The organism is Xylanimonas oleitrophica (genome assembly GCF_003244315.1).
Taxonomy (GTDB): domain Bacteria; phylum Actinomycetota; class Actinomycetes; order Actinomycetales; family Cellulomonadaceae; genus Xylanimonas_A; species Xylanimonas_A oleitrophica.
The window spans coordinates 108,391-124,938 of sequence record NZ_QKWH01000002.1; the positions used below are offsets into that span (position 1 = coordinate 108,391).

A 16,548-nucleotide genomic window follows, 5' to 3' on the forward strand; every position below is an offset into this window, starting at 1 on the left:
GGCGGCCGTCGCGCCCACCCACGGCACCGGTGGTCAGGCGGACCGCGGCTCGCCCCGCACCACGAGCGTGCAGCACTTCGCGCCGCCACCCCCGCGCAGCAGCTCGGACGTGTCCACCCCGATCACCTCGTACCCGCGCTCCTTCAGGCCGCCCTCGTACCCGGTGGCCGCCGGGTTGATGACCACGTGCTCGCCGTCGGCCACCGAGTTCAGGCCGAGCACGGCGGCGTCCTCCTCCGAGACCAGCAGCGCGTCCGGGTACAGGGTGCGCAGCACCTCCTGCGACCGCGGCGAGAACGCGGCGGGCAGGTAGGCGACGTCCACCTCGTCGTCGGAGGCGACGCCGCCCGGCCCGACGCCGTCGCCGCCCCGCAGCACCGTCAGCGCCGTGTCCAGGTGGTAGAAGCGCGGGTCCACCAGCTCCAGGGACACCACCTCGCGGCCCCACAGCACCTCCATCTCGGCGTGCGCGTCGACGTCGGTGCGGAACCCGTGGCCCGCCAGCACGCGGGAGCCGGCCAGCAGCACGTCCCCCTCGCCCTCGTTGACGTACCGGGCCTTGGCCGTGACGTAGCCGTGGTCGGAGAACCAGCGCAGGTACGCCGGGCCCTCCGCCGCCCGCTCCGGGTAGCGGAACCACGACTCGTACACGATGCCGTCGATCACCGTGGCGCCGTTGGCCGCGTACACCATGTCGGGCAGGCCGGGCACCGGGTCGATCTCCTCGACGGTGTGCCCCAGGTCGCGGTGCACGTCACGCAGCCGCTCCCACTGGGCCACCGCCAGGGCGTTGTCCACCGGGACGGACGGGTCCATCCACGGGTTGATCTCGTAGCTGACGGAGTAGTAGGTGGGCCGGCACATCAGGTAGCGGCGCCGCCCGGACGCGAAGGAGGTCACGCGCCCAGCATCACGGCTGGTGCTCCACCACGCGCGGGAAACGGTCCGGCGGCGGCCCGAACGCCTTGCGCGACTGCGCCACCACCCCGTGACCGAGAGCCCGCCCGCCGGCCACGCCCACGACCGCGCCCACGCCGAACGGCACCAGCCGGCCCAGTGCCAGCGACCCCTGCTTGGCCACCTGCCGGCGCAGGAACCGCCCCGCGAGCGCCTTGTTGACCTTGCGGACGCTGCCCTGCGGCATCGACGTCAGCAGCACCTTGCCCCACGCCGTCGTGGACCCGCCGATCGCGGACTCCACGTCCTTGGCGCCCTTGTCACCCAGCACCGTGGCCAGCAGCAGCGCGCGGCGCCGTGGCACGTCGTCGATGTCGATGCCGTGCACGTCCGCCACCGCCAGGGAGAACGCGGCCGACGCCGCGAAGAACGTCGCGATGTCCGCCGTCGTCAGCGCCACGCCCGCCGCCGTGCCGACGGCGGGCACCGCCGCCGCGGCACCGACCGCGCCGCCCGTCGTCGCCACCACCGCCAGGTACTCCTTCTCCAGGAGCTGCACGATGCGTGCCGGGGACGCCTCGGGGTTCTTCCGCCGCAGCTTGTCCACGTGCCTGTGGATGGTGGACGACGGCACGGTCACCGCCTTGCCCACCATCGTGTCCAGGAACGTCGTCGGGCGGTACTGCTCCCAACGGCTCGTGTCGACGTCCTGCCCCGCGTCCTTCGTGACGTCCTTGCCGTGCTCGGCCACGCTCGTCCTCCCCGTCTCGGCGTCCTTACCCCACCGTGCCCTGCTCGGCGCCCTCCTCGCGCGTCGGGGGCACGAACTCCGCCGGCGGCACCAGCGCCCCGGCCTTGAGCGTGTTGCCCACCGTGCACGCCCGGTCGATGGACCGCTGCGCCAGCAGCAGCGTCTTGTCACGCGTCTGCTCGTCCAGCGAGGACAGGTCGATCTCGAACACCTCGTGCAGCACCGGGTAGCGGTCCTCCGCCATGTCCTTGGGGCCGTCCACACGGATCGTCACCTTGTAGTCGTCACCCAGCACGCGGGAGAGCTTCAGGTCGCTGCTCATGCCCGCGCACGCCGCCAGCGCGATCTTCAGCAGCTCGCCGGGCGTGAACACCGCACCGGCGCTCGCCGGACCGATCGCCACGGTGGCGCCACGGCCCGAGTAGCCGGTGTAGGTGCGGGTGCCGTTGCGCTCCACCCACAGCGGGTCCGACGGCGTCGGCGTCACGGGAGCGACGTCGTCGAGCGAGGCCGGGTCGACGGCAGACGTGGCGGCCGGTGCCGGCGGGTCGGCCGGGCTCGGCGTGGCAGAGGGGTGCGATGACTGCTCGGACATGGGGTCGATCCTTCCACCGGTGTGCGCTGGGCGTGCGGTGAGGTCAACACCCTGGCAGCGGCCGGCAGTCCCGGTCTCAGCCCTCGTGCCCTGCTCCGGGCGCTGCCGCGCCGGCCTCGCCCCGTGCTCCGAGCCCCGCGTCGCGCCGCGCGTCGGCCAGCTCGTCCGCCTGCCGCGAGAGCTGGTCCTCCAGCTCGCCGACCCGGCGGCGCAGCTCCAGGATCTTGCGCACCCCCGGCAGCGTCACGCCCTCCTCGCCGAGGGTGATCACCTCGCGCAGCCGCTCGATCTCCCGCGCCGAGTACCGCCGCTGGTTGCCCTCCGTGCGGTCCGGCTGCACGATCTCCAGCGCGTCCAGGCGGCGCAGCTGGGCGGCAGGCACGTCCAGCAGCTGCGCCACCTGACCGATCGTGTAGAACGGCTGGTCGGCCGGGACGGCGGGCGAGGCGCCGGCGTCGTCCTCCACCGCACGCACCTCCTCGTCGGGGTCAGGCAGCTCCATGCTTCCGGTCGATCCTACGGACCCGCTCCGGCAGAACCCAGCGCGCCCGGCCCGCCGCGGCCGGGCCTGCCGCGGCCGGGCCCGGCCGGCCGCGGCGGTCCGGGGAGCGCGCTCAGCCGACGTCCACGCCCGCCTCGTCCGCGGACACCGAGAGCCGGTCGTCGCCCACGGCGAGGTTGTCGATCCGCACGGTGCCGACCCGGCCCTCGGTGTGGCCGGCGCTCACCCGGGCCCCGTCCCCGCCGGGCTCCAGGTCCAGCGAGATCCGCAGGACCTCGAACGGCACCGCCGCCGCCCACGCCTGCGGCGAGCACGACGTCGGGTACGGCACCGGGACCGGCTTGTCGTGCCGGTCGAAGCCGCAGAACAGCTCCGGCAGGCGCCCGTCGAACGCGCTCGCGGCGTCCACCAGCCCGTCCGTGACGCGCGTGGCGGCGTCGCGGCGCCCGTAGGCGGCCATGCCGGCGGCGGCGAGCACGGTGTCGTGCGGCCACACCGACCCGCGGTGGTAGCTGACGGGGTTGTATCCGCGCTCGCCGGAGCCGAGGGTGCGGATGCCGAACCCCGTGAACATGTCGGGAGCCAGGAGACGCTCGACGACGGTGTCGGCCACGGCGTCGTCCACGATGCCGGTCCACAGGCAGTGGCCCACGTTGGAGGACACGACGGCGAGGGGGCGCTTGTCGCGGTCGAGCGCCATCGCGTACGTCCCCAGCTCGGGCAGCCAGTACGCCTCGTGGAAGAGGCGGCGCAGCGCGTCGGCACGGGCCCGCCACGGGGCGGCCTCCTCGGGCCGGCCCAGGTGCTCGGCGAGGAACGCCCGCGCGCGGTAGGCGGCGTGCACGTACCCCTGCACCTCCGCGAGGGCGATCGGGGCGGCGGCCAGGGCGCCGTCGGCGTGCACCATCGCGTCGCCGCTGTCCTTCCAGCCCTGGTTGAGCAGGCCGCGGTCGGTGCGGCGGGCGTACTCGACGAACCCGTCGCCGTCGACGTCCCCGTGCTCGAGGATCCAGGCGAGCGCGGCGTCGACGGCCGGCACGAGCGGCTCGATCTCCTCGCGGGAGGCGCCCCAGCGGGCGGCCTGCCCCACGAGCATGACGAACAGGGGAGTGGCGTCGACGGAGCCGTAGTAGACGCTCTGCCCGCCGAGAGCGAGCGAGAGGTCGGCGCCCAGGCGCACCTCGTGGAGGATCTTGCCGGGCTGCTCCTCGGAGCGGGCGTCGTCCCGGGTGCCCTGGAGGCGAGCGAGGGTGCGCAGCGTGCCCAGCGCGAGCCCCGGGGCGAAGGGCAGGGTCATCCACCCGGTGAGCAGGGAGTCGCGGCCGAACAGGGCCATGAACCACGGGGCACCCGCGGCCACCACGTCGTCCTCGGGGTGCTCGGGGTCGACGATGCGCAGCGCGCCCAGGTCCTCCTGGCTGCGGGCGATGGCGTGGGCGAGCGCCGGGTCGTCCACCCGGATCTCGGGCGTGGAGTCGCGCCAGCCCTGCATGCGCCGCACGGGACCTGAGGAGGCGACCGGCGCGCCGAGCGGGAACGACGCCGCGATCTCGTCGCCGTCGACGCTCGCCACCACCTCGACCGTCGTCGTCCACTCCTGGCCGGGCTCGATCACCACGGACCAGCGCAGACGGCCGGGGGCGGCGACGGCCCCCTGGGCGCTGACGCGCACGCCGCGCGAGACGGGACCCTCGAGCCATGCCACGAGGTCGCTGCCCACCGCGCGGCGCCCCACGGGCCGCGAGCCGCGGTGGCGGCCGTCCTTGACCTCGAACAGGTCGGCGAAGTCGCTCTCCACCTCGAGCTCCACGTCGACGGCGGCGGCCTCGAGCCCGTGGTTGCGCAGCGTGACGTCCTCGCGCATGCCGTGGGCCACGAGGCGGTGGCGCTCGACGACGACGGTGGGTTCGAGCCCCTGGGCACGGCCGGCGGAGCGGCCCACGAACGTGGCCTCGAACGGCTCCGACCCGATGGCCGACAGGGAGTCGACGGGCACCCCGTCCACGAGCAGGCGCCAGCGGGACAGGATGCGGGTGTCCTGCACGAACAGGCCGTGCGCGGCACCCGGGTCGATGTCGCCGTCGAGGGCGCTGACGCAGAACGAGGTGCCCTCGACGAGGGTCATGGAGGGGCGGGCCACGGGCGCCACGCTGCGCGGCACGGGGGCGCTCGTGCCGGGGCCGGTGGCGGCGGGCTCGAGGGGGCGGTGCCACGCCTCGGCGCTGGCCGCCGTGCTGGGTGCGGGGGGCGTCCCGTCGTCGGTGGCGTCCGTCGGGGTGCCGGTCGTGGTCGGCGTCGTCATCACAGACCTCCGGTCGGTGAGTCTTGCGCGTTCGTTGACACTCACTTATAACCCGAGTTGCAGGTTTGTTCCCACCCGAGAGGAGACCCGCGCCCTCGCCCGTGGTCTCCCCGGCACCGTAGGGAGGTTCCATGTCGCTCTCGCCCACGCTCACCACGGCCACGGCCGAACCGGTGGCCCGCCCGCAGCCCGCGCCCGCGCCGTCCGACGGCGCGCCGCTGCGCATCGGCATGGTCGCCCCGCCGTGGTTCTCCCTGCCGCCCGCCGGGTACGGCGGCACCGAGGCCGTCGTGGCCGGTCTGGTCGACGCCCTCGTGGAGCGCGGGCACGAGGTGGTGCTCGTCGGGGCCGGTCGCAACGGCACCGCCGCACAGGAGTTCCACGCCGTCTACGACGAGCCGCCCACCGCCCGCCTGGGCGAGCCCCTGCCCGAGGCCGTCGCCGCGGCACGTGCCCGCCAGGTTCTCGACGAGGCCGGGGTCGACGTCGTGCACGACAACACCCTGTGCGGCCCCCTGCTCGCCGCCGGGCGCACCACCCCCACCGTGGTGACCATGCACGGCCCGGTCACCGGGGAGAACGGCAGGTACCACGAGCTGCTCGGCTCCACCGTGTCGGTGGTGGCGATCTCCGACGCCCAGCGCCGCGCCAACCCGCGCATCGCCTGGTGCGGCACCGTGCACAACGCCATCGACGTCGCCTCCTTCCCGGTGCGCGCCGACAAGGACGACTACGTGCTGTGGATCGGCCGGTTCAGCCCCGACAAGGCACCGCACCTGGCCATCGACGCCGCCCGGGAGGCCGGCCGGCCCATCCTCCTGGCCGGCAAGCTCAACGAGGCCGCCGAGCGCGACTACTTCGAGGCGCAGGTGCGCCCCCGCCTCGGCGACGGCGTCGAGTACGTGGGCGAGGCCGACGCCGCCACCAAGCGCGACCTGTTCGCCGGTGCCCGCTCCCTCGTGTTCCCCATCCAGTGGGAGGAGCCGTTCGGGATGGTCATGGCCGAGGCGATGGCCTGCGGCACCCCCGTGGTCGCCACCCGCCGCGGCTCCGTGCCGGAGGTGGTCGACGACGGCGTCACCGGACTGGTGCTCCAGCCGGAGGCCGGCGTCAGCGAGATCGCCGCCGCCATCGACGCCGCCGACGCCCTCGACCCGTGGGCCTGCCGCCGCCGCGCCGAGGAGCGGTTCGACCTGTCCGTGATGGCTGCCGGGTACGAGCGCGTCTACCGGTCGCTCGTCGAGCCCGCCGAGCCCGTGCTCGAGCAGGACCGTGTGGGCGAGGAGGGCGCCGACGGCGTGGAGCTGGCCGCGTGACGGAGCGCCGGCCTGTGCGTCGGCCCGTGCCCAGCGCGGCGCTGGCCGGGTGCTGGCCGGAGGGCTCTCACGATGCGGCGGTCCACGGCCGCTGCGACGATCGAGAGCATGAGCGGACGCGAGCACGCCGATGACCCCGGGCGCCCGGCCTCGCCGGGCGCTCAGACGCCGCGCACGCCGCCGGCGGGCCTCCCCTCGGCCGACGAGGAGACCTGGACGCCTCTGGCGGACGAGGCCGCCGGCGTGCCGTCCACCGGCCGGCCCGCGGGCGCACCGCCGTCGGACGTCTCGTCCCCGGCTGACCCGGGCGGCCCCGGCGGCGACCTCCCGGCGGCCGTGCCTCCGCGCGGCACCGGGGCCGGGGCCGGGGTCGCCTCGCCCGGCTCCGGGGCGTCGGGCTCCGGAGCGTCAGGGACCGGGACAGGGGCGCCGGGCGCCAGCGCGCCGGGAGCGGGCGCGGCGGACGCCGGCCCCGACACCGCCCCCCGCACCGGCGAGCGTCCGGCAGAGGACGAGCAAGGCATCGACTGGCGGTTCGTGGGCCGCCGGGTGCTCGTGTGGCTGATCCTCGCGGCGGCCGCGCTCGTCGTCGTCCTGATCCTCATGCAGATCATCCCGCGCTGGTGGGGCCAGGTCGTCGGCGACATGGTCGACGGCACCACCCCGCTCGGCGTGTGGTGGGGGCTGTTCTTCGGAGCCGTGTTCACCGGCGTGCCGCTGGCCGTCGCCTGGCAGGCCGCCCGCCCCGGCCGCACCTGGAGCCTGCGCGTCGCGTTCCTCGTGATCGCCCTCGTGCTCGCGCTGCCCAACCTGTTCACCCTCTCGGTGGTGCTCGGCACCAACGAGGCGGCCGTGGCCGGGCAGCAGCTGCTGAACGAGAACGCCCCGGCGTTCCGCGCCGCCACCGCCTGGGGTGTGGCGATCGGCGCGATCGTCGCCGTCGCCGTCCTCGTGCTGTGGGCGGGCTACCGACGGCGCGGACGCGAGCTCAAGGAGCTGCGCGAGTCCGAGCACCCGCACGGTCGCTGACGCCACGGGTGCCGCCGAGGGAGCCCGGCCGGTGGTGATCGCCACGGCCCGGTTCCCCGGTCCGCCCCCGGGCTCCGACCTAGACTGGCGGCCATGACCGAGCCGGCGGCGCCCATCCCCACCCCGTACGAGGACCTCCTGCGCGACGTGCTGGAGAACGGCACCCACAAGTCCGACCGCACCGGGACCGGCACCACCAGCGTGTTCGGGCGGCAGATCCGCTATGACCTGTCCCAGGGGTTCCCGCTCGTCACCACCAAGCGCGTCCACATGAAGTCCGTCGCGTACGAGCTGCTGTGGTTCCTGCGCGGGGACTCCAACGTGCGCTGGCTCCAGGAGCACGGCGTCAGCATCTGGGACGAGTGGGCCTCGCCCGAGGGCGAGCTCGGCCCCGTCTACGGCGTCCAGTGGCGCTCCTGGCCCACCCCCGACGGCCAGCACGTCGACCAGATCCAGGGCGTCATCGACCAGATCCGCGTCAACCCCGACTCGCGGCGCCTCATCGTCTCCGCCTGGAACGTGGCCGAGCTGAGCGACATGGCGCTGCCGCCCTGCCACCTGCTCTTCCAGTTCTACGTGGCCGACGGCAAGCTCTCCTGCCAGCTCTACCAGCGCTCCGCCGACATGTTCCTCGGCGTGCCCTTCAACATCGCCTCCTACGCCCTGCTCACCCACATGGTCGCCCAGCAGACCGGCCTGCAGGTGGGCGAGTTCGTGTGGACGGGCGGCGACTGCCACGTCTACGACAACCACGTGGAGCAGGTCCGCGAGCAGCTCACCCGGGACCCCTACCCGTACCCCACGCTCCAGCTCGCCCCGCGCGACTCGATCTTCGACTACACCTACGAGGACATCACCGTGGCCGGGTACCAGCACCACCCCGCCATCAAGGCCCCCGTGGCGGTCTGACGTGATCGCGCTCATCTGGGCCCAGGCCCGCGACGCCCACGGCCGCCCCGTCATCGGCGCCTCCGGCACCATCCCGTGGCGCGTGCCCGAGGACTTCGCCCGCTTCAAGAGCCTCACCACCGGCCACCCCGTGGTCATGGGCCGCCGCACCTGGGACTCCCTGCCCCGCAAGCCGCTGCCCGGCCGCACCAACCTCGTCGTCACCCGCCAGACGGGGTGGGCCGACGACGGCGCCACCCGGGCAGGCTCCCTCGACGAGGCGCTCGCGCTCGCGGCCGAGGCGCCGGGCGGCGACCAGGTGTGGGTGCTGGGCGGCGGGGAGATCTACCGCGAGGCGATCGAGCGTGACCTGGCCGACCGCATCGAGGTCACCCAGGTGGACCTCGAGGTCGAGGGGGACACGTTCGCCCCCGCCGTCGACCCCGCGCAGTGGCGCCTGCCCGACGACGGCGAGGTGCCTGGCGCCGCCGAGGGCGGCTGGGCGACGTCGTCCGGCCCCGGTGAGCTCGCCTACCGGTTCCGCACCTACGTGCGCCGCTGAGGCGGTCGGCCGCTGGCAGCTGGCCGGTGCGCCGCGCGACGGGTCTGCCGCGCTGCGTCTGCCGCGTCGGGGAACCTGCGCGCGGTGCGGCCCGTTCGACCAGGTGACCGGCCGATGCCGAGTCCGCCGGCGCTGAGCGCCGGCGCCGACCTCCGAGGAGCCGCCCGATGCCGTCCACGCAGGCCACGACCGTCCCGACGCGCGTCCAGGTGCTGACCGCGCTGGCCGCCGGGGTGGCGACCACCGCCTACTACGCCACGCCCGACTTCATCAGCAGCCGGCGTGCCCGCGGATGGGTCAAGGCGGGGCTCGCCCTGGCCAGCGCCGCGACGTCCGTGCCGGCGTTCCGTGCCGACCAGGCCGCCGCCCGCGCTTCCGCCCAGGAGGCCGCCCGTGCTGCTGCCACCGAGGCTGCGGCGACCAGCGAACCGGTGCCGGAGTCGGACGTCGAGCTGGGCGGCGGGGTCAAGGCCGCCATCGTCGCCTTCGGTGCGGTGGCGGTGGCGGGCACGGTGGCCGGGGCGGTCGCCATCGAGAGGTGGGTGTACCGCAAGGGGGAGGCGCGGGCGGCGGCCGGCAAGGCGCTGCCGCACACAGGACCCGCGCTGCTCTACGGCGTCGTCGCCGCGGGGCTCTCCCTGGCCCCCGACGTCTCCCGGTGGGGGAGCGCGCGGCGCTGAGCCTGGCTGCCCGCCGGAGGCGGCGCCCGCCGGGCACGCCGTCGTCGGCGCGGCTCCGACACGCCGCCCGTGCCGGCCTGCTCCCGGCACCAGACGCGACGAGGCCCTGCCGCCGGTGATCGCTCACCGGCGGCAGGGCCTCGCCGTGCGGAGGCGTACCTCAGACGAGGTCGCGCACCGCCGCGTACTGCTCGCGGATCACCGGCTGCGGGTCGGGCTCCAGCACCTTCGCGATCGTCGTCGACCACTGCGGCGCGTCGACGTCGGACCCGGCGGTCGCGGCGGCGAGCACCCAGGCGGCCTGGCGGGCGGCGCCGTCGGCTACGTACTCGCCCGGCTCGGGGATGGAGATCGGCAGGCCGAAGATCTGCGGCGCGATCTGCTGCACGGCCGGGGACTGCGCCGCACCGCCGATGAGCATGACGCGCTCGATCGGCACGTCGAGGGCGCGCAGGGCGTCGAGGCCGTCGGCCAGGCCGCACAGCATGCCCTCGATGTAGGCGCGGGCGATGTGCTCGCGCGTCTGGTTCTTGAGCCGCAGGCCGTGGAGCGTGCCCGTGGCGTCGGGGCGGTTGGGGGTGCGCTCGCCCTCCAGGTAGGGCACCAGCACGAGGCCGTCGGAGCCGGCCGGGGCGGCCAGGGCCAGGGAGGCGAGCTCGTCGAAGTCCGCGCCGAGCACGGAGCGGGCGGCGTCGAGCACGCGGGCGGCGTTGAGCGTGACGGCGAGCATGAGGGCGTTGCCGGTGGCGTCGGCGAAGCCGTTGATCGCACCCGAGCCGTCGGCCGTGCGCTTGGGGGCGACGGCGGAGACGACGCCGGAGGTGCCGATGGAGATGGCGATGTCGCCCGGCTCCATGCCCAGGCCCAGGGAGGCGCCCGCGTTGTCCCCGGCGCCGGGGCCGACGAGCGCGCCGCCCTCGACGTCGGCGCCCGCGACGGACGGGTGCGCGGTGGCGCCCGCCTCGGACGGCGCGACCACGCGCGGCAGCACGACGTCGTCGCGGCCCAGCGCCATGCGCAGCAGGTCGGGGCGGTACGCGCCCGCGCCGCCGTCGGCCTCGGCGTCGTAGTAGCCGGTGCCCGAGGCGTCGGACTTGTCGGTGAAGAGCTTGTCGAGCTGCGGGCCCAGCGGGGACTCGCCCTCGGGGCCGTAGCCGGCGATGCGCCAGCTCAGCCAGTCGTGGGGGAGGGCGACGGCGGCCACCCTGGCGGCGTTCTCCGGCTCGGCGTCGCGCAGCCAGCGCAGCTTCGTGACCGTGAGCGAGGCGACGAGCACGGAGCCGACGGCGTCGGCCCAGGCCTGAGCGCCGGCCTCGCGGTCGCCGTCGCCCAGCTCGGTGATGAGCTGCTCGGCCGCCTCGGCGGAGCGCGTGTCGTTCCACAGCAGGGCGGGGCGGATCACGCGGCCCTCGGCGTCGAGCGCCACCATGCCGTGCTGCTGGCCGCCCACCGCGACGGCGGCGACGTCGGCGAGGCCGCCGGCCTTCTCGGCGGCCTCCTGGAAGGCGTCCCACCAGTGGCGGGGGTCGATCTCGGTGCCGTCCGGGTGCTTGGCCGAGCCGCTGCGCACCAGGGCGCCCGTGTCGGCGTCGCGGACGACGATCTTGCAGGACTGGGTGGACGTGTCCACGCCGGCGACGAGGGGCATCGGTGCTCCTAGGGCGTCTGTGAGGCTGCGAGGGGAGGGGAGGCTCGGGGTCCTGCGGCGGGCTGGGCGCCGTCGGACGGACGGCGAGCCCCGCCGTCGGGCACGAGGCCGACGGCGGGGCTCACCGGTCGATCAGCGTGCTCCCCGGCGGGCCGGGGAGCACGGCGGCACCGCGGTCTTAGCCGATGAGGTGCTTGAGGGCGAGCTGGTGCAGCTGCACCAGGCCCTCGTGGCGCTCGGCGAGCTCGTCGGCGTTGGGGTCGGCCTCGGCGAGGAACGACTCGAACGACTCGCCCTCGGCCAGGGTCGGCTGCGCCGACTCGAAGATGCCGGCCTTCTCGAACGCGGCCTGGACCTCGGCGTCCTCGCGGTACGCCTTCGCCTTGGCGGCGAGCAGGTCGTAGGTGGCCATGTTGGCGGCGGCCGACTCCCAGACGCCGTCGAGGCCCTCGGTGCGCGACGGCTTGTAGTCGAAGTGGCGGTAGCCCTCGTAGCGCGAGATGCCGCCGTTCGGGGTGCCGTTCTCGAGCAGGTCGACCGTGAAGAAGGCCGAGAGCAGGTCGCCGTGGCCGAACACCAGGTCCTGGTCGTACTTCGGGCCGTGCTGGCCGTTGAGGTCGATGTGGAACAGCTTGCCCGCGTACATCGCCAGCGCGAGGCCGTGCGTGTAGTTGAGGCCGGCCATCTGCTCGTGGCCCGTCTCCGGGTTGAGGCCCACGATGTCGCCGTTGTCGAGCGTGTCGATCAGCGCGATGGCGTGACCGATCGTCGGCAGGAAGATGTCGCCGCGGGGCTCGTTCGGCTTGGGCTCCAGGGCGATCTTCATGTCGTAGCCCTTGGACTTGATGTAGGCGGCGACGGTGTCGATGCCCTCCGCGTAGCGGGCGTGCGCGGTGTGGAGGTCCTTCGAGTTGTCGTACTCGGTGCCCTCGCGGCCACCCCACATGACGAACAGGCCCGCGCCCATCTCGGCGGCGAGGTCCACGTTCTTGAGGACCTTGCGCAGGCCGAAGCGGCGGATCTCGCGGGAGTTCGACGTGAAGGCGCCGGCCTTGAAGATCGGGTGCGTGAAGGTGTTGGTGGTGACCATCTCGCAGACCAGGCCGGTCTCCTCGGCGGCCTTCTTCACCGAGTCGATGTGCTGGCGGCGCTCGTCCTCGCCCGCACCGAAGGGGAAGACGTCGTTGTCGTGGAAGGTGAAGGCAGACGCGCCGAGGTCGGCGAGCTTGCGGATCGACTCGGCCGGGTCGAGCGCGGGGCGGGTGGCGCTGCCGAAGGGGTCGGCGCCGTTCCAGCCCACGGTCCACAGGCCGAACGAGTACTTGATGTCGCTCACGGTGTCTCCTCATCGAGCCGCGCCGCCTCGGCGGGCGCATTAGTTGTACGGCTGAACTATTGCGTGATGCTCCGCTACAGTCAAGGCGTGACACTCGACCCGCCGACGACGCCCCGGGGAGCCGCGGCAGCGCGCCAGCACAGCCTGCGCGAACGCAACCTCGAGCTGGTCGCACGGGCCGTCTTCGAGTCGCCGGAACCACTCTCGCGTGCCGACGTCGCCACGTCTACCGGGCTGGCCCGGGCCACCGTGTCCACGCTGGTAGACCGCCTGGTGGCAGGGCGTCTGCTCACGGAGCTGCCGCCCGTGGCCGCCCAGCGGGCAGGGCGGCCGGCGGTGCCGCTCGCACCCGCCGCCCGGTCCGTCGTCGGGCTCGGGCTCGAGGTCAACGTCGACTACCTCGGCGCGAGCGTGATGGACCTCACAGGGGACACCGTCGACGAGCGCGTGGTGCCCGGCGCCTTCCACGACAGCGACCCCGCCACCGTGCTGCCCCGGCTCGGCGCCCTCGCCCAGGACCTGATCGCCGACGCCGAGGCGGAGGGCATGCGCGTCGCCGGTGCCCGGCTCGCCCTGCCCGGCCTCGTCGACGCCCGCACCGGGCTGCTGCAGGTCGCCCCCAACCTCGGCTGGTCGTCCGTCGCACCCGTGCCCCTGCTCGGCCTCGGCGACCTGCCCGTCGACGTCGCCAACGAAGCCAAGCTCGCCGCCCTCGCCGAGCTCACCGGCGACGTCTCGCCCTCCTTCCTCTACGTCTCCGCCGACGTCGGCATCGGCGCCGCCGTCGTCGTCGACCGCCACCTGTTCCTGGGGGAGCGGGGCTGGAACGGCGAGATCGGGCACGTCGTCGTCGACCCCTCCGGGCCCCGCTGCTCCTGCGGGGCGTTCGGCTGCCTCGAGCAGTACGCCGGCAAGGAAGCCCTCATGAAGGGCGCCGGGCTCGCCGTCGACGCGCCGCTCGAAGCGCTCGTGCACGCCCTCCAGGCGCACGACGACGGCGCCGTCGGTGCCGTGCGGCAGGCAGGGGCCGCGCTCGGCTCCGCGCTCGCCGACTTCGTCAACCTCGTCGACGTCGGCACCATCGTGCTCGGCGGGGCCTACACCACGCTGCTGCCGTGGCTGCGCGACGACGTGCGGGCGCTCCTGGCCGAGCGCGTGCTGTCGGCGCCGTTCGCGCCCGTGGAGGTGCAGGCCGCGGAGGCTGGGCCCTACGCAGCGATGGCCGGCGGGGCGAGGGAAGTGCTGCGCGACGTGCTGGCGAGCCCCGCCGACTGGGTGTGAGGGTGTGGCTGCCGGGTCCCGGTAGGCTGTGGGCGGTTCGCCCGAGGGTTCGTGCCCGACGGCGGGTTCGCGCTGGCCTGCGTGGTCGGTGTGAGCGCCTGTAGCTCAGTGGATAGAGCACCGCTCTCCTAAAGCGGGTGTCGGCAGTTCGAATCTGCCCAGGCGCACAGTGTTTGAGGCATCGACCCTTCCCGGGCCGCCGCGACGACCGCACGACGGCCCAGATGGTGCCGCACGTTCTGTGTGGTGGGGGCCCTGCGCGTGAGAGAGCGGGGGAACCGAGCGAGCGTCAACATGGACGTCGGAACGCTGGGCGTCATCGGGATCAACGCCGACAAGGCCAAGGTCGTCTCGATAAGTGGTACATCGCCGGGCCGGGCACCGGCATAAAACCGAAGGCCGGGGACGTGCTGCCGGTGGTGGTCGTCAAGGACAACGGCAGCGTGGTCAACCTCAAGGCGTTCCTCAACGGCACCGCGGACTCTTGGCTGCCGGGCGTCGCCCCCCCCCGCCGACGTCACGCCGGTCTGATGACCAGTGCTCGGATCCTCATTCGCCACAGCCAGGACATGCGCTAGCAGCTTCGAACGGCTTGCCGGCCGACGACGCGTCGTGGCAGTTGGAGCCCAAGGGCGACTCTCGAAGGCGACCGCGGCGAGCTCGCGGTGTGCCAGGGACCGCCCGGTACGGGAGGCGCGTCTGGCGTTCGCTCTCGTGAGGGAGGACGCGTGACCTCGCTGGGGCATCTGGGGCGGCACGTTGCCGCAGGACCGCGAGGTGCTGGCCCGGGCTGGCGCACCCGCTGACAGGGCTCGCGCAGGGCCGACTAGAACAGCCCGCAGAGCCGACGGCCCTACCGCGCTCGGGGCGGGGCAGGTCTACGTGCTGTGTGGCACGACAGCGAGCAGCGACTCCGCCACTGGTCAGGACGCTGACGTCATCGGGTGACTTTCAAACACCCGGCTCGGCGTTCCCGACGAGACGTCGGACATCTGCCAGTCTAGAAGCCCCTAGGCGGACTCATGGAAAGTTGCGCATCAGATGGCCGACAAGTACGTCCCGACGCTCAAAGCCCGGGAAGCCGAGATCAAGGCCCTGCTCGCCTCGCCGCGATCCCTTGACATCACGCCACTCTTCGAGCTCCAGCCGGCCTCGTTGGCGCAGGTGGATCCGACTACAGGACTTCAGAAGCGGTCAAAGGGGACAGCGACCGACGCGTCGTACTTTCTCGACGACGTCGCACGGCTCTGGGACGGGCCACTATACGTGGATATCAGCCGCATCGCGCAGGTTAACGAGCGAGCTCAGTGGTGGCGCCTACTGGCGGCACTTAACAGCGTTGCCAAACCTCCGTTGGAACTCATCCCGGTCGTCGCACTCGCCGACACAATGCTGACGATGCATGCCGCGGCAGACGCCGCGAGAACGTCCGGGAGGCTGGGACTGAGGATTCCCATGCACGCCATGCGCGGCGGCGCAAGTGCGATCACAGGAACTGTGACAGCGCTTGCAACCGAGGCTGCAATTCCCGAGGGAAGTGTCGACGTAATCCTGGATTGGTCCGACACGCTCGAGACGACTCAACTTGACCAGCTCGAACTGGAGACACGACGCGCGATCGCAGCAATCGGCCAGTGTGGAGAACTCGTGACCATCGGAACGCCCAATAGCGGCTCGTTTGTGCAGGTCGGAGATTGGACTGTCAAACGTCGCGAGTGGTGGCTCTGGCTAAGGCTTAGGAGTGCAGGCATCAACGTGACGTACGGCGACTACGCGCTGTACCCGCCCAGCGACCCGGTACCTGTATCTCCGCGGTACGGTCATCTTAGGTACTCCAGCGAGGATCGCCTTCATGTTCACCGACGGGCGGTGCCGTCGTCTGGTGGAGGCCTGGGTGGCGCATTCGAAGCATGCTGCAAGCACCTAACAGGTAGCACCCATTGGATGGGTTCGACATTCAGCAGGGCTGATCAGCGATTCTCCGACATCGCCGCGCGTGCGGATAAGGAATCCCAGCCCGGCAAGTGGCGGCAGTTGGCGACCGAGCATCACTTTTCTCTCGTTGCTCGCCAGCTCGCTAGTCCCCCGCCGCCACCGCCGCCAGGCACCTTGTGATCTTTGGAGAGTTCGCACTCTCTTTGCTCTATTCGAGGCAACAAGGCGCGACGTCGCCAATCATTTCGTGCGAGCATCGCGCTTCGAGCAATCCGCATGAGCATTGGACGCGGGACCGCGTCAGCGAGCCTAATTCTCATGCTGTCCACTGGTAGGCGAGTGGCGTCGCGCTCGCCTACCTGTCGCAGAGCCGCCACGAGCGCATCACGGGGCATGAACGAGAGGACTGCCAACGGGTTCACGCTCGGATTGAGTGCGCCGCCCCTAATGCGCCGGAGCTTTACTTGGCCCGAAGAGTTTTCGGCAAGCCACACGCTCCACCAATCGGGCGCCATGCGGAGCCCTGACGCCACGTGGCGTGCTGTCAACACAAGCGCCGCTCGCTCCGCTACGGCCTCGTAAGCCGAGACTTGGCGCGGAAAGCGCGCCAGCGAGTCCGACTGGCTCTTGATCTCGAAGGCGGTAAGCCGATCTGCGATCATCAGCGCGTCTATGCGTGCAGGGACACTCCAGCGGACGTCGACTTCTGGCACCAGGAGGTATCGCCTACCAGCGTGTCGCTTCTCGATGTCCAGAACCAGTGCAGCGCGCACATCGGCATCACGCACGAAGGGTCCCCTGGCGGCCTTGCTGCTGCTGTGCGGGC

At 73.0% G+C, this 16,548-nt stretch carries 16 protein-coding genes and 1 tRNA gene; 9 read left to right on the forward strand and 8 right to left on the reverse strand.

Going from position 1 to position 16,548, the window contains the following annotated elements; translation table 11 throughout:
• Positions 1 to 33: 33 nt before the first annotated feature.
• The 5 genes from ddaH to DNL40_RS04410 all read right to left on the reverse strand — a co-directional run bounded on the left by ddaH (position 34) and on the right by DNL40_RS04410 (position 5,047).
• Positions 34 to 900 (reverse strand): dimethylargininase, encoded by an 867-nt coding sequence (gene ddaH, locus DNL40_RS04390; RefSeq protein WP_245885658.1) that lies wholly within the window; start codon positions 898 to 900, stop codon positions 34 to 36.
• 10 nt (positions 901 to 910) lie between these two features.
• Positions 911 to 1,648, reverse strand: coding sequence for a hypothetical protein (locus DNL40_RS04395; RefSeq protein ID WP_111250034.1), 738 nt, complete (start codon positions 1,646 to 1,648; stop codon positions 911 to 913).
• A gap of 25 nt (positions 1,649 to 1,673) precedes the next feature.
• Complete coding sequence (locus DNL40_RS04400) at positions 1,674 to 2,243, reverse strand: OsmC family protein (RefSeq protein ID WP_111250035.1); 570 nt, start codon at positions 2,241 to 2,243, stop codon at positions 1,674 to 1,676.
• 76 nt (positions 2,244 to 2,319) lie between these two features.
• Positions 2,320 to 2,745: a MerR family transcriptional regulator gene (locus tag DNL40_RS04405; RefSeq protein ID WP_111250036.1), complete on the reverse strand. Its 426-nt coding sequence runs from the start codon at positions 2,743 to 2,745 to the stop codon at positions 2,320 to 2,322.
• Positions 2,746 to 2,857: 112 nt separating this feature from the next.
• Positions 2,858 to 5,047: an amylo-alpha-1,6-glucosidase gene (locus DNL40_RS04410; protein ID WP_218925996.1), complete on the reverse strand. Its 2,190-nt coding sequence runs from the start codon at positions 5,045 to 5,047 to the stop codon at positions 2,858 to 2,860.
• Positions 5,048 to 5,178: 131 nt separating this feature from the next.
• Here DNL40_RS04410 and DNL40_RS04415 point away from each other — a divergent pair, with 131 nt between their 5' ends.
• The 5 genes from DNL40_RS04415 (at position 5,179) to DNL40_RS04435 (ending at position 9,522) form a co-directional block, all read left to right on the forward strand.
• Positions 5,179 to 6,363, forward strand: a complete 1,185-nt coding sequence (locus tag DNL40_RS04415) for a glycosyltransferase family 4 protein (protein ID WP_111250037.1) — start codon at positions 5,179 to 5,181, stop codon at positions 6,361 to 6,363.
• A gap of 108 nt (positions 6,364 to 6,471) precedes the next feature.
• Complete coding sequence (locus DNL40_RS04420; RefSeq protein WP_146252015.1) at positions 6,472 to 7,392, forward strand: hypothetical protein; 921 nt, start codon at positions 6,472 to 6,474, stop codon at positions 7,390 to 7,392.
• A gap of 93 nt (positions 7,393 to 7,485) precedes the next feature.
• Positions 7,486 to 8,301, forward strand: coding sequence for a thymidylate synthase (locus tag DNL40_RS04425; RefSeq protein ID WP_146252016.1), 816 nt, complete (start codon positions 7,486 to 7,488; stop codon positions 8,299 to 8,301).
• A 1-nt stretch (position 8,302) separates the two neighbouring features.
• On the forward strand, positions 8,303 to 8,842 hold the full coding sequence (locus DNL40_RS04430) for a dihydrofolate reductase (RefSeq protein WP_111250040.1): 540 nt from the start codon (positions 8,303 to 8,305) through the stop codon (positions 8,840 to 8,842).
• 167 nt (positions 8,843 to 9,009) lie between these two features.
• Entirely contained in the window at positions 9,010 to 9,522 is a 513-nt protein-coding gene (locus DNL40_RS04435) for a hypothetical protein (RefSeq protein ID WP_111250041.1), read from the forward strand.
• A 160-nt stretch (positions 9,523 to 9,682) separates the two neighbouring features.
• On the opposite strand, the gene xylB is transcribed toward DNL40_RS04435, so the two are convergent.
• Complete coding sequence (gene xylB / locus DNL40_RS04440; RefSeq protein WP_111250042.1) at positions 9,683 to 11,170, reverse strand: xylulokinase; 1,488 nt, start codon at positions 11,168 to 11,170, stop codon at positions 9,683 to 9,685.
• A 178-nt stretch (positions 11,171 to 11,348) separates the two neighbouring features.
• Positions 11,349 to 12,506, reverse strand: coding sequence for a xylose isomerase (xylA, locus tag DNL40_RS04445; RefSeq protein WP_111250043.1), 1,158 nt, complete (start codon positions 12,504 to 12,506; stop codon positions 11,349 to 11,351).
• An 87-nt stretch (positions 12,507 to 12,593) separates the two neighbouring features.
• Here xylA and DNL40_RS04450 point away from each other — a divergent pair, with 87 nt between their 5' ends.
• The 4 genes from DNL40_RS04450 to DNL40_RS04460 all read left to right on the forward strand — a co-directional run bounded on the left by DNL40_RS04450 (position 12,594) and on the right by DNL40_RS04460 (position 15,902).
• Positions 12,594 to 13,787 carry an ROK family transcriptional regulator gene (locus tag DNL40_RS04450; RefSeq protein WP_342766631.1) on the forward strand — a complete coding sequence of 398 codons (1,194 nt, stop codon included), beginning with the start codon at positions 12,594 to 12,596 and terminating at the stop codon, positions 13,785 to 13,787.
• A gap of 94 nt (positions 13,788 to 13,881) precedes the next feature.
• Positions 13,882 to 13,954, forward strand: a tRNA-Arg gene (locus tag DNL40_RS04455).
• A gap of 240 nt (positions 13,955 to 14,194) precedes the next feature.
• Entirely contained in the window at positions 14,195 to 14,365 is a 171-nt protein-coding gene (locus tag DNL40_RS16335) for a hypothetical protein (protein WP_179950932.1), read from the forward strand.
• Between the two features lie 463 nt (positions 14,366 to 14,828).
• Positions 14,829 to 15,902: a beta family protein gene (locus DNL40_RS04460; RefSeq protein ID WP_111250045.1), complete on the forward strand. Its 1,074-nt coding sequence runs from the start codon at positions 14,829 to 14,831 to the stop codon at positions 15,900 to 15,902.
• Here the strand turns inward: DNL40_RS04460 and DNL40_RS16980 are convergent.
• Complete coding sequence (locus DNL40_RS16980; RefSeq protein WP_146252017.1) at positions 15,836 to 16,510, reverse strand: sce7726 family protein; 675 nt, start codon at positions 16,508 to 16,510, stop codon at positions 15,836 to 15,838. The two genes, DNL40_RS04460 and DNL40_RS16980, sit on opposite strands and share 67 nt — an antisense overlap.
• Positions 16,511 to 16,548 lie beyond the last annotated feature (38 nt).

What these genes read in the sequence shown, in the direction of transcription:
- xylB (WP_111250042.1), bottom strand. Translation starts at nt 11,170, where the DNA reads ATGCCCCTCGTCGCCGGCGTGGACACGTCCACCCAGTCCTGCAAGATC.
- DNL40_RS04400 (WP_111250035.1), bottom strand. Translation starts at nt 2,243, where the DNA reads ATGTCCGAGCAGTCATCGCACCCCTCTGCCACGCCGAGCCCGGCCGAC.
- DNL40_RS04425 (WP_146252016.1), top strand. Translation starts at nt 7,486, where the DNA reads ATGACCGAGCCGGCGGCGCCCATCCCCACCCCGTACGAGGACCTCCTG.
- DNL40_RS04460 (WP_111250045.1), top strand. Translation starts at nt 14,829, where the DNA reads ATGGCCGACAAGTACGTCCCGACGCTCAAAGCCCGGGAAGCCGAGATC.
- DNL40_RS04420 (WP_146252015.1), top strand. Translation starts at nt 6,472, where the DNA reads ATGAGCGGACGCGAGCACGCCGATGACCCCGGGCGCCCGGCCTCGCCG.
- DNL40_RS04435 (WP_111250041.1), top strand. Translation starts at nt 9,010, where the DNA reads ATGCCGTCCACGCAGGCCACGACCGTCCCGACGCGCGTCCAGGTGCTG.
- DNL40_RS04410 (WP_218925996.1), bottom strand. Translation starts at nt 5,047, where the DNA reads ATGACGACGCCGACCACGACCGGCACCCCGACGGACGCCACCGACGAC.
- DNL40_RS04405 (WP_111250036.1), bottom strand. Translation starts at nt 2,745, where the DNA reads ATGGAGCTGCCTGACCCCGACGAGGAGGTGCGTGCGGTGGAGGACGAC.
- DNL40_RS04415 (WP_111250037.1), top strand. Translation starts at nt 5,179, where the DNA reads ATGTCGCTCTCGCCCACGCTCACCACGGCCACGGCCGAACCGGTGGCC.